Origin of the sequence: Tundrisphaera lichenicola (assembly GCF_051175385.1) — a bacterium.
In the GTDB taxonomy this organism is placed as follows: Bacteria; Planctomycetota; Planctomycetia; order Isosphaerales; family Isosphaeraceae; genus Tundrisphaera; species Tundrisphaera lichenicola.
In genome coordinates, this window is sequence record NZ_CP195106.1 from 5,237,323 (window position 1) to 5,249,768 (window position 12,446).

General features: G+C 60.5%; 8 protein-coding genes. 2 read left to right on the top strand and 6 right to left on the bottom strand.

The window, feature by feature from the left end:
- Positions 1-8 precede the first annotated feature (8 nt).
- A complete protein-coding gene (locus P12x_RS20475) occupies positions 9-2,966 on the top strand; it encodes a PVC-type heme-binding CxxCH protein (protein WP_435006562.1) in 2,958 nt (985 codons plus the stop codon).
- 131 nt (positions 2,967-3,097) lie between these two features.
- Here the strand turns inward: P12x_RS20475 and P12x_RS20480 are convergent, their stop codons facing one another.
- The 5 genes from P12x_RS20480 to P12x_RS20500 form a co-directional block, all read right to left on the bottom strand.
- Positions 3,098-4,213 (bottom strand): redoxin family protein, encoded by a 1,116-nt coding sequence (locus P12x_RS20480; protein ID WP_435006564.1) that lies wholly within the window; start codon positions 4,211-4,213, stop codon positions 3,098-3,100.
- A 176-nt stretch (positions 4,214-4,389) separates the two neighbouring features.
- The gene (locus P12x_RS20485; protein WP_435006565.1) at positions 4,390-6,483 is read right to left on the bottom strand and encodes a substrate-binding domain-containing protein; all 2,094 of its coding nucleotides are present in this window, start codon (positions 6,481-6,483) and stop codon (positions 4,390-4,392) included.
- Entirely contained in the window at positions 6,483-7,415 is a 933-nt protein-coding gene (locus P12x_RS20490) for an ABC transporter permease (protein ID WP_435006567.1), read from the bottom strand. The genes P12x_RS20485 and P12x_RS20490 overlap by 1 nt, the downstream gene beginning before the upstream one ends.
- Positions 7,412-8,917: a sugar ABC transporter ATP-binding protein gene (locus P12x_RS20495; protein WP_435006568.1), complete on the bottom strand. Its 1,506-nt coding sequence runs from the start codon at positions 8,915-8,917 to the stop codon at positions 7,412-7,414. The genes P12x_RS20490 and P12x_RS20495 overlap by 4 nt, the downstream gene beginning before the upstream one ends.
- Positions 8,918-8,933: 16 nt before the next feature.
- On the bottom strand, positions 8,934-10,205 hold the full coding sequence (locus P12x_RS20500; RefSeq protein ID WP_435006570.1) for an L-rhamnose isomerase: 1,272 nt from the start codon (positions 10,203-10,205) through the stop codon (positions 8,934-8,936).
- A gap of 329 nt (positions 10,206-10,534) precedes the next feature.
- On the opposite strand from P12x_RS20500, the gene P12x_RS20505 reads away from it, so the two are divergent.
- Complete coding sequence (locus tag P12x_RS20505) at positions 10,535-11,251, top strand: lamin tail domain-containing protein (protein ID WP_435006572.1); 717 nt, start codon at positions 10,535-10,537, stop codon at positions 11,249-11,251.
- 62 nt (positions 11,252-11,313) lie between these two features.
- Here the strand turns inward: P12x_RS20505 and P12x_RS20510 are convergent, their stop codons facing one another.
- Complete coding sequence (locus tag P12x_RS20510) at positions 11,314-12,324, bottom strand: aldo/keto reductase (protein WP_435006573.1); 1,011 nt, start codon at positions 12,322-12,324, stop codon at positions 11,314-11,316.
- Between the last annotated feature and the right edge of the window lie 122 nt (positions 12,325-12,446).

Genomic DNA, 12,446 nt, shown 5'->3' on the forward strand with positions numbered 1-12,446 from the left:
ATCAATCCATGCTCAGAATCCTGACCACTGCCTGCGGGTTAGCACTCCTGGCCTCACCAGTACTCGCCGATGGCCCGGTCCCACTGACCGAATCGGCGAGTCGGATGACGATCCCAGAAGGGTTCCGCGTCTCACTCTTCGCCGGAGAACCCGAGGTTCGTCAACCGATTGCGATGACCGTCGATGCTCGAGGCCGACTCTGGGTCGCCGAGAATTTCTCCTACCCCAACTGGCAGACCAAGCCCGAGGGCAAAGATCGGATCGTCATCTTCGAAGACACGGATGGAGACGGAAAGTTCGACAAGCGTAAGATTTTCTGGGAACAAGGGGCCAACTTGACCGGGCTGACCCTGGGATTTGGCGGCGTCTGGGCCTGCGAGACCCCTAATCTGGTCTTCATACCCGATCTCAACGGGGACGACGTTCCCGATGGTGAGCCGATCGTCGAGCTCGACGGTTGGGACGTGAATGCCCGGCACAATCTATTCAACAGCCTGAACTGGGGTCCCGACGGGTGGCTTTATGGATGTAATGGCATCCTTTCAAATTCGAAGGTGGGTCGACCAGGGACTTCGGATGCCGACCGAGTACCCATCAACTGCGGTGTCTGGCGTTATCATCCCACTCGAAAAATCTTCGAAGCCGTTGCCCACGGCACGACGAATCCATGGGGTCTCGACTTCGATGACCACGGCCAGGCGTTCATCACGAATTGCGTGATACCGCACCTTTACAGGGTCATCCCCGGTGCACGCTTCCAGCGGATGTTCGGGGCCGACTTCAATAAATATGCCTACGATCTGATGAATACCTCGGCCGATCACATCCATTGGGCGGGGGGTCACTGGACCGATTCGAGAGGTGGGCTGGGCCAGCACGGCGAGGCGGGAGGCGGCCACGCCCATGTCGGGGCGATGATCTACCTGGGAGATAACTGGCCCACTCGCTATCGAGACACAGTGTTCACCTGCAATGTGCACGGTTATCGGGTGAATAATGATCGGCTTCGACGCGAGGGAGCCAGTTATATCGCCAGTCACAACCCCGACTTCCTCAAGGCGAACGATACCTGGTTTCGTGGAATCGATCTCGAAGCCGGTCCTGATGGGGGCGCCTATCTCGCCGACTGGACCGACACCGGGGAATGTCACGAGAACGACGACGACGGACCTCACCGCGAAAACGGGCGAATCTATAAGATTACCTATGGAACTCCGAAATCAATCTCGGTCGACCTATCGAAGCTCGCTTCCATCGAGCTTGCCAGGCTTCAAGCTCATCCCAACGAATGGCACGTTCGTCAATCACGCCTGATTCTCCAGGAGCGAGCCGCGAAGGGCGATGCCATGGCCGATGTCCACTCGACGCTCCGCTCCATACTATCCGATGATCCCGTCGTCACCAGGAAGCTGAGGGCGATCTGGACGCTGTTCGTGACTGGTGGTTTGGAGCAAGCCTCGCTCCTGAAGCTTACCGAACATTCCGAAGAGTGGATTCGAGCCTGGGCCATCCGGCTCTTGATCGATCAGAGCCAACCGAGCGAGCCACTCCAGGACAAACTCGCAACTCTGGCCAAGTCCGATCCTTCGCCGCTGGTCCGGCTCGAAATCGCCTCTGCGCTGGGAAAGTTGCCCGTCAGGGATCGTCTGGCGATTGCAGAGGGGCTACTTTCTCATTCGGAAGACGCTACGGATGCATCGATTCCGCTGATGGCCTGGTATGCGGTCGAACCGATCGCCGGGATCGATCGCGAGAAGGCCGTGGACCTGGCCGGCCATTGCCAGATTCCCCTGATTCGCCGTTATTTTGCCCGGCGGATTGTCGCGGAGGACGACCAGGTTGGGGACGATCGAGGTGTTTCGGCCGTCGTCGGGTGGCTGGCCGATCCGGAAAATGAACCTGCGGCGCTCGATCTAATGGACGGGCTGGTTGAGGCCTACCGGGGTAGAAAGTCGGTCAGCCAGCCCAAAGGTTGGTCGGGAGCCTACGACAAACTAATCCTGAGCCCAAATCCGCAGATTCGCGATCGAACGATCGCCCTGGCTCTCCAGTTCGACGACGAGAGAGCGGTCGCATCCCTCAAGAAATTGCTCTCTGAGGAAACGGCCACCCTGGAGCGACGAGGGAGGGCGCTCCAACTCCTGGTGGAACGTCGAATTCCCGGGATCGTACCGCAATTGATCCCATTGCTCGACCAACCTCCGCTTCGAGGTCCGGCATTGCGGGCCCTCGGATCTTACGATGATCCGGGTATCCCCCAGGCCATCCTTTCCCGATATCCCCGGTTTAGCGAGGTAGACCGGCTCGACGCGATATCCACCCTTTCGTCGAGGACGAAGTTTGCCCTGGCTATGCTCGAAGCAGTTGCCTCCGACGTCATTCCTCGACGCGACCTATCGGCCACGACGGCCCGGCAACTCCTGGCTCTCGGAGACCCAAATGTCGTTGACAAGTTGGGACGATCCTGGGGGACGATTCGCTCGTCAAATCCCGAGAAAGAGTCCGAGAAGGCTCGATACCGGGCGATGCTGGCCCCGGACCGAATCAAGTCCGCCGATCCAACTAATGGACGAGCCATCTTCGGCCGGTCTTGCCTCTCGTGTCACAAGCTGTACGGCGAAGGGGGCATTGTCGGGCCCGAACTGACCGGTTCGGATCGGGCTAATCTGGAATACGTCCTGGAGAACGTCCTCGACCCCAGCGCCCTAGTTCCTCGCGAATATCGAATGGCCACCGTGGCCACGGCCGATGGACGTGTCCTCTCGGGTATCATTCAGGAGCGGACCGACCGCACGCTAACACTTCAGACCAGCAACGAAAAAGTCGTACTGCCGGCTGAGGATGTCGAAGAAGTCAAGGAAACCACCCAGTCGATGATGCCAGAGGGCCTCTTCGAAAAGTTGACCGAGAAGGAAGTCCGCGACCTTGTCGCCTACCTGGCTACCAAGACACCCCCTGCGAAATAAGAGGTTAAGCCCAGAAACAGGCAGAGCCGGGCCAACGGAGCTTGCTCCGATCGTCAGAAACAAATCGGAGGGCGCTCTCCTAACGCAGAGCCCCTCCGATCCTGGTCGATATGGAACAACTTCGATCGCGCTCAGTACGTCCTTCCGAGATACCCGACGATGGCTCGCTTGAGTTCCAGTGGTTCAATCGCGGCCGATTTCCGGTAGATGACCTTACCGCCGGGGGCAATGAGCAGGGTGTACGGGACAGGACCGGGCCAATCCTTGTCGAGGACCTCGGCCAACTTATCCTGCCCTTCCACAAGACTCAGGTAATTGTTGGCCGAGACGTGATTCTTCGAGAGGATTGCCTCGGCCGCTTCTCGCTTGTCCTTTTCGTCGATGCTCAAGGTGACCAGGCGAAACGCCCGGCCGCGGTACATCCGGTTGATTTCGACGAGTTCGGGTAGCTCGGAAACGCAGGGGCCGCACCAGGTGGCCCAGAGATTGATCAGTACTAAATCCTTGGTATCGTTCTTCACGAGTTTGGCGATACCGGCCTCGTCGATCGTTTCGAGCGTCACCGGCTCGGCATCGGCCTTGGCGAGCCACTCACGGGCACTCTCCTGCTTGTCGGCCCACTTGGTCGAACAGCCGGGAACCCTGGTTGTTTCGACGGCGACCGGCTTGCCGGCGAGCAAGGCCTCGACGGCGTTGATGGCGTCGTGCGACTTCACCGTCTTGACTTCGGAGTCGTCGAAACGACCCTGATAACGCAGCTTACGGTCCGCGTCGAAGATGAAAATATGCGGAGTCGCGAGGACCCCATACGCACGAGAAGTGGCCTGAGTCTCCCCGTCAAAGAGATAAGGGAAGTTGTAGGCATGATCCTTGGCCCGAATCTTCATCGAAGCGAAGGAGTCGTCGAGGTCGGTGTAGCCCAGTTCATCGAGCCGGACCGCCTTCGGATCGTTGGGCGAGATCGCGACGAAGGCCACTCCTCGACCTTTGTAATCGTCCGTGAATTTCTTGAATCGTTCCTCGTAGGCATTCGCCGTGGGGCAGTGGTTGCAGGTGAAAGCGACGACCAGCACCTTCGCCGATGAAAAGTCGCTCAGTCCCAGAGAGTTCCCATCGACTCCCGGCAACCGGAAATCCGGAGCCGGAGAGCCTATCGCCAGGGGTTTTAACCCGGGCGGATCGGCCAGGGTCGCCAGGGGAAAGAGGCTCATAGTGAAAAAGCCGAAGGAGACGAGAACTCGACGCATCGCGAGTGACTCCGGGTGTCAGAATGGGAGAGGTCCGATCCTCGGATCAGTGTGTCAGCCGAGAATCCGGAAGCCAAGCCTTATCCCGAGAAATTGAATCGTCGCCGGCCCTACCGGCCCCGTCGGGGCTGGGCTTGATCGCCAACTACTCATCACTCCGGCCGCGGTTGATCAGCTCAGAAATCGAACTGGTCGATGTTATCTTTCCGGAACAGGAAAGGTTGACCGAGCAAGACGTTATCTCCTTCGAGGGTAACGACCCCCAGACGCCCGGCCTTGAAGTTAGGGTCACCGGCCTTCAGTTTCCCCTCAGCCACCGCCTGGGAGACCTGGATGGTCAGATAACCGAGGTCGGCCGTATTCCAGAGAATCACGGCCTCGGTGATCCCTTCGTGCACGTATCGCTTGTTGTTGTTGGGAAGCCCGAGTCCAACAACCTTCACGTCGGTCCTCCCGGATTGCTTGATCGCCTCGGCTGCACCCGGGACGGCGGGGGTGCAGATGGCCATGATCAGCTTGATATCCGGATTGGCCGCCAGGAGGGTGGTCGTCTCGTCGAACGCCTTTTTCTGGAGGTCGTCGCAGGGACGGAGGGCGACCATCTTGATGTCGGGATATTTGCTCGATCGTCGGAGTTCGATCTCCTCCTGCCAGGCGATCATGTTCGCCGCGGTCAGCGAGGCCGTGATGATGGCGAACTCCCCCTTCCCGCCCATCGCCCGCGCCGCGTTATCCATCAGGGCTTCGCCGATACCCCGAGGTGTGGCCTGGTTGACGAACAGGTCGCGGGCGTCCGGATCGGCGTCGGCATCCCAGGTCACCACCTTGATGCCTTTGGCCATCGCCTTGCGGAGGACCGAGGAAATCCCCGCGCGGTTCTCGACGGCCACGGCAATCACGTCGACCCCACGGGTAATCCAGGTATCCACGATGTCGTTTTGCTTGGCCGGATCGGGATCGGTCGGCCCGTCCCAGATCAGCTTGACCCCGAGTTCCGCCGCCGCCTCCTCGGCCCCCTTCCGGCAAGCGATGAAATAGGCGTTGCCCTTGCTCTTGGGCATCATGGCGAAGGTCAGTTGACGGGGCTCGGCGATATTTTCCAGGTTTACTTTGTCCTGGTTCAGAACTCGAAGCTTAGTCGGCCCGCCCGGGCCTGTGGTTTTCGATAGCGAGCCGAGAAGATAGACATTCGTCCCGGCGACGAGCAGCCCCGCCCCGAGGATCGAGAGGCAGATCACGGCCACCTGAGAGTTTCTCATGCTCAAGGTCTCATCGGGGAGGATCGGTGGAGGATGCGCCGGTTTTCGACCATGGCGAGGTCTTCGATCGAGGCCGATCGCGGCCAGTAGGAGGCTCCCGGTCAGCACACCGGCCAGTTCGGAAGGAAGGTCGGCCAATCTCAGGCCATTCTGCAAGACGGCGATGGCAAGAAGTCCCAGGAGGGTCCCTCCGACGCTCCCCCGCCCTCCGAAGATCGAGGTCCCTCCCAGGACGACAGCCGTGATCGCCAGAAGTTCGTAACCCGTTCCCGCGTCGGCCTTCGCTTGACCGAGGTGCGCGACATAGAGGATCGCCGCCAGGCTGGCGACCGTCCCCGAGAAAACGTAGGAGAGGGCCACCGTCCGATCGACCGGCAAGCCCGCATATCGGGCCCCTTCGGGCGAGAATCCGACCGCCTGGAGAGTCCGCCCGATCGTAGAACGATGTGTCAGGAGCCAGAATCCTCCAGCGACGAGGACGAAGATCGGCAACTGGGTGGGAATGTCGCCGGGCAGATACCCCTGTCCCAGGAATAGGAACGCGGGGGTGAAATCGGTAAAGTTATCCACACCACCGGTCAGGCCCTCGGCCAGCCCCCGGAATAATGAGAAAGAGCCGAGCGTCACAATTAACGCGGGGATCCGAAAGCGCGTGATCAGGAGGCCATTCAGACCTCCCGCGATCGCCCCTATGACGAGCGTCAATGGGGCCGCAACGGCGATTGGTAGACCTAGATCCCGATGGATCTTGCCGAAGAGGACCGCCGAGAGGCCCATCAGCGATCCGACCGAGAGGTCGATCCCGCCGCCGATGATGACGGGCGTCAAGGCTGCCGCGAGCAAGCCGATTTCGACGCTCAGGCGGAGGATCTCGAATCCGTTGCCCAGGGTCAGAAAGTTGGTCCCGATCAGGGAGAACGAGATGACCTCGAAAGCGAGGAGCACCAACAGGATCAATTGGGAGGTATCCGGCCTCCATCGGGGAGGGCCTTCGAGTCGGTTCGAGGTCATCACCGAGACTCCCGCGACAGTCCATCGGATGCGACGGCCAGGAGGATGATCGCCCCCTGGATCGCCTTCTCCCACTCGGCGCTCACGTGCAGATAGACGAGCGCCGGGTTGATCGTCCCGAGAAGCAGGACTCCAATCAGGGTACCGATGATCGTACCGCGGCCCCCGGAAACCGCCGCCCCGCCGACAACGGCGGCGGCAATCACTCGCATTTCCAGGCCATCCGTCCCGGTCTTGGGGTCGACCTCCGGCAACTGGATGACTTCCAGGAGGGCATAGAGACCGGCCAGAGTCCCCATCGCGACGAAGATCCAGAACGTGACCGCTCGCGGTCGAAGACCGGCCAGCCGAGCGGCCTCGGGATCCGAACCGGTGGCGTAGATGGATCGGCCCGCTGCCAGATTTCTCATCCCCCAGGCCACAAACAGAAGGACCAGGAGACCGATCCCAACGACGAACCACTGCCCAGTCTCCTGCCCGACCCCGAACCACTGAAATCCACTCGGGAGCTCTCGGACGAACGCCCCCTCGCGGAGATAGCGGAGCGATTCCCTGAGGATCACCAGGGTAGCCAATGTCACCACAATCGAAGGCAGCCCGAGTCCGGCCACGAGCAACCCATTACAAGCCCCCAATCCGGCGCCGACCAGCAAGGTCCCCAACCCGACCACCGGCATGGGCATCCCCGACTTCGCGAGCAAGCCGGCCGTCACCGCGCAAACGCTGGCCTGCGATCCGATCGAGATGTCGATCTGCCGGCAGAGGATGACCAGGGTCATACCCACCGCGGCGACGAGGACCGGGGCGTTCTTCACGGCAAGGACCAAGAGAGCCCTGCCGTCGAAGAACTGGGGGACCTCCAGCGCCAGGAAGCCGAGAATCAACAAATAGGCGAAGGCTACTGAGAACTCGCGACGATATTTACCGATCATGGAGCGGCCACCTCGACCTGTCCAAGGGCCAGTTCCAGGATGGCTTCCTGGGTCGCCTCCGATCGTCCGAGCGTCCCGACGATTGTCCCGCCGCGCATCACGGCCACCCGGTCGCTCATCCCGAGGATCTCGGGTAGCTCCGATGAGATCATCACGATCGCCATCCCCTTCGCGGCCAGGTCCCCCATCAACCGGTGAATCTCGGACTTGGCTCCCACGTCCACCCCCTGGGTCGGTTCGTCGAGAATTAGGACCGAAGGTCTTGCCGCCAGCCATCGAGCCAGGGCCACCTTTTGCTGATTCCCCCCCGAGAGGTCGCCGACCGCAGACACCATCGACGCCGTCTTCACCCCGAGCCGCTGGATCAGATCCGCGGCGACCTCACGCTCTTTTCCGAAGTCGATCATCCCCAGGGTCGAAACCTGATCGAGCGTGGCGAGCGTGGCATTGCTGGCCACCGACATCTCCAGGATCACCCCGTGTTTCCGACGATCTTCGGGAACATAAGCGATCCCCGATTCGACAGCCTTTCCCGGAGAGTCGATCTCGACCTTCTCCCCATCCAGTAGGATGACTCCCGCATCGGCCGGGGTCAGACCGAAGATTACCTTCGCCAGTTCGGTCCTCCCGGCACCGATCAGACCGGCCAGTCCGAGCATCTCCCCTTCGCGGACCTGGAAGCTAACGTCGTGGATCCCCGATTCCCGGCAGCCGAGTCCTTTGACCTCCAGGGCAATTTCACCGATCGGGACCTCGACCTTGGGGAAGACCGCGGAGAGTTCCCGGCCGACCATCATCCGGATCAGTTCGCCCCGATCCACTTGCCCCATTGGCCGCGTCCCGACCAGAGAGCCGTCACGGAGCGCGGTGACCCGATCGGCCACTCGTGGCAGCTCCTCCAGCCTGTGCGAGATATAGATGATCCCGACGCCATGCGACTTGAGGTCGAGAATCACCCGGAAGAGTCGATCGACCTCCTGATCGGTCAGCGATGCAGTAGGCTCGTCCATGATCAGTATCCGAGCGTCCGCCCCGAGGGCCCGGGCGATCTCGACGAGTTGTTGTTCGGGCATCGTGAGACGCCGGACCAAAGTCTCGGGGTCGATCGAAGCCCCAACTCGCTCCAGGAGGTCCCGGGCCCTAGTCCTTCGAACTTTCCAACGGATCGAACGCCAGGCTCCGGGAGGTTCCAGTCCGATGGCGATGTTCTCGGCCACGGTGAGATCGGGAAAAAGCGCGGGCTGCTGATAGATCGCGGCGATCCCGAGCGATCGAGCCAGGACGGGGTCATTCGATTCTACCGGTCGCCCGGAGACTTCAAGGCTCCCCTTGTCGGGCCGATGTGCCCCGGTGATCACCTTGATCAGCGTTGATTTGCCCGCCCCATTCTCGCCGACCAGCGCGTGGACCTCACCCGCCTGGAGATCGAACGAGACGTTCCGGAGAGCATGAACTCCCGCGAAGGATTTGGAGATCCCCGACAGTCTCAGGATCGTATCCAACCCTCAACCCTCCGACTTAGGCACGCTTCGACAGGACTTCCGACTCATAATCCCGAACCTCGTCGAGCCAGGCTCGACCGATCGGCACTCCTCGATCGAGACAATACTTGTCCCAGACGGCCCCCCAAGGGAGTGATTTACATTCCTCCAGCAATGCCAGCCGGGCGGTCAAATCGCCGTCTTGCTCGAAACGCCGGAGCATCCCGATCGGTTCGAGCAAGGCCAGCATCAAGGCCTTCAGCAAGGCTCGGGTGCCGATCACCCAGGCGGCGACCCGGTTAATGCTCGCGTCGAAGTAATCGAGCCCGAACCGGACCCGATCGAGATAATCCCCCCGGACGGCCTCCAGTGCGATGGCCTGCAATTCGTCGGAAAACGTGACCACATGATCGCTGTCCCACCGGACACCTCGGCTCACATGCAGCAGGACTTCGTCGACCCAGCAAAGGACCGACGAGAGCTTGTCCGAGATCACTTCGGTCGGATGAAAATGGCCGGCGTCGAGGCAGAGTAGCGTCTCGCGAGTGATTGCATAACCCAGATAGAATTCATGCGAACCGACCACGAAGGACTCGGACCCCAGCCCGAACAGCTTGCACTCGACCGCGTCGCGGTTGAATTCGGGGTTGATCGGCGAGGAGAGAATCGCGTCGAGCGAGGAGGCCAGTCGGTCGCGAGGCCCCTTGCGATCGACCGGAGTATCTTTGGAACCGTCGGGGATCCAGATGTTCGTGATGCAGGTCGACCCCAGCTCCTTGCCGATGGCTTGCCCGATCTCCCGACAGGCGATCCCGTGATTGATCCAGAACTGGCGGATTCCCTCATCGGGGTGTGATAGCGTGAAGCCATCGGCCGCCTTCGGGTGAGAGAAGAACGTAGGATTGAAGTCGATGCCCAGCCCGTGGGATTTCGCCCAGTCGATCCATCCCAGGAAGTGTTCGGGGCGAACCTCGTCTCGATCGACCCGCCGACCACCCGTCTCCGCATAACTGGCATGGAGATTGAGCCGATGTCGGCCCGGGATGAGTCGATAAGCCGCTTCGAGGTCGGATCGCAACTCGTCGGGGTTTCGAGCCTTGCCCGGGTAGTTCCCCGTGACGGCCAGCCCACCCCCTAGAGCTTCTCCCGAATGCTCGAATCCGCCGACGTCATCTCCTTGCCAACAGTGGAGCGAGACCGACAACCTTCCAAGTCGATCGCGCACCAGATCGGCGTCGACCCCGAGCTCGGCATACCGATCCTTCGCAAGTGAGTAAGCTCGCTCGACAGAGTGACCCGAACTCGCCATCGCGTTTCCTTAAATCACCACGATTCGTCGGTAGGTTCTCGAGATCCGCTTACTGTAAATGACTCGCTGACCGGATGATAGCTACGACTCCGGCAAGTTAGGGAGTGCCCTACCTGCGATTTAGCGGAGCTTCTTCAAACTTTCATTTGAGACCTAACCCAGGATTCTCTACGGTGCCATGAATGCTCGGGGCGAATGAGCCGCGACATCCCGCTGTTCCTGATCTCATCGATTTTTCGAGATTTCGAGCAAAGTTACCCTTCCACTCTTGAGGTGCAGACACGACTCCACGGCTTAACATCGATGACTTCTCAAGGAGAGACTCCATCGTGTCCCATCGATTCCTCACTGCAGCCTTGACCCTTACCGTCCTGGCCATGGCACCCAGCGTAGGTCGGGGAGCCATCCTGATTAACGAAGTCCTCGGAAGCACCTCAGGAGCTGACTCCGAGTACATCGAGCTTTACAATTCCGGCCCCAATGCCGTTGATATCAGCAACTGGCAAATTGAACTCTGGGACAGTGACGTGGGAACCGGTCCTTTCGGAGGAGCCGACGGCGGTTCACCTTATGTGATCGCAGCCGGCACGACGCTGGACGCCGGGGGGTTCTACCTCTTCGCCAACTCGCTGGCTGAAAGCCTCTTCGGCGTCACGGCAGATTATCTCCTCCCGTCCAATGCCATCGAGAATAGTTCGTACACGATGATCCTGGCCGATGCTTCGAATTCGATCGTCAACTCGGTCTTGGTCGTGGACAACAACTCCGATCTGGGCGGGGCAAATCGCGCCGGCACTTCGATCATGGCGGATCTCGTCGTCGGCCCCGATGGTTCGTTCCTCCCAGCCGGGTTCACCCGGACCTATGACGGTAGCCCCGACATCGAATTGCTCAATTTCGATAATCCCACCCTGACAGGGAGCCCAGGGACGAGCAACGGGCCGCCGCCGAGTGGGGCTGTACCCGAGCCTTCGAGCCTCGCGCTATTGTCGATCGGCGCCGCTGGACTTTTCGTCCTCCGACGAAAGTCGATCAAACAACTCTGATCGAGAAATGCCGATGCTCCCGGTAATGATCGGGGCATCGGCTTCTCTATTCTATTTTGGCATTAGCCCCCCATCATCGCCGCCGAGGTTTCATCGAAAGCCCTGCGGATCTCGGAGCATTCCTCCGGGGACAGCCGGAACGAGAGCGCTTTGGCATTGTGCTCAGCCTGTTCGGAATTCCTGGCGCCAACGATGGCGGCGGTGATCCCCGGTTCCTGAATCGTCCAGTTGATGACCATCTGGGCCAGGCTCACGCCATGCTTTTCGGCGATTGGGCGGACCTTGTCGAGGGTATCCATCACCCTCCGGCGATGATCAACGGTGAAGAACTTGTGCTGGGTCCGGTGATCGCCGGGCGGGAAGACTCGATCGGGCGGGACCGATCCAGTCAGGAGTCCTCGCTCCATCGGCGAATAGACGATCACGCCAATCCCATGTTCCCGGCAGAGTGGAAGAATCTCCTTCTCGATCTTGCGTTGGATGAGGCTGTAAGGGGGTTGCAGGCTCGACAGAGGTGAGACGGCAGCAGCCTTTTTGATCCACATTGCATCGTAGTTGCTGACGCCGATCGCCCGAATCTTGCCTTGCTCCTGGAGTTTGACCAGAGCGGCCATGGTTTCCTCGACGGGCGTGGTGGTATCGGGCCAGTGGACCTGGTAGAGGTCGATCACGTCGACTCCCATCCGTTTGAGGCTCCGCTCGCACTCCACCGGGATGCTATCTGGTCGGGAATTCCGACGAATGGTGATCGTGTTGCCCTCGCGATCCTGGGTCTGCCAGGGGTCGGAGCCTCCCTCGGCATCCCACCTCATCCCGCATTTGGTGGCGATCTGAACCTTATCGCGAAGTCCTCGGATCGCTTTACCGACTACTTCCTCGCCATACCCTTGACCGTATACGGCCGCCGTGTCGATCGTGGTCACCCCATGATCGATCGACGCACGAATAGCTGCGATCGACTCGGCCTCGTCGCTTCCTCCCCACATCCAGCCGCCAACGGCCCAGGCACCGAAGATGACGGGCGTGACCCTGACATCGGAGCCGCCCAACTGCCTCATCTCGAATACACTCAAGGTAGACCTCATCCCCGTTGCCAGACCTCGGAATGTCCTCCGGGCCCCTTGTTCACAACCCCATTCTTGGAACCAGGAACAAATTCGACAACAGGATGCCCGGAGGAATCGAGACGTGCCTT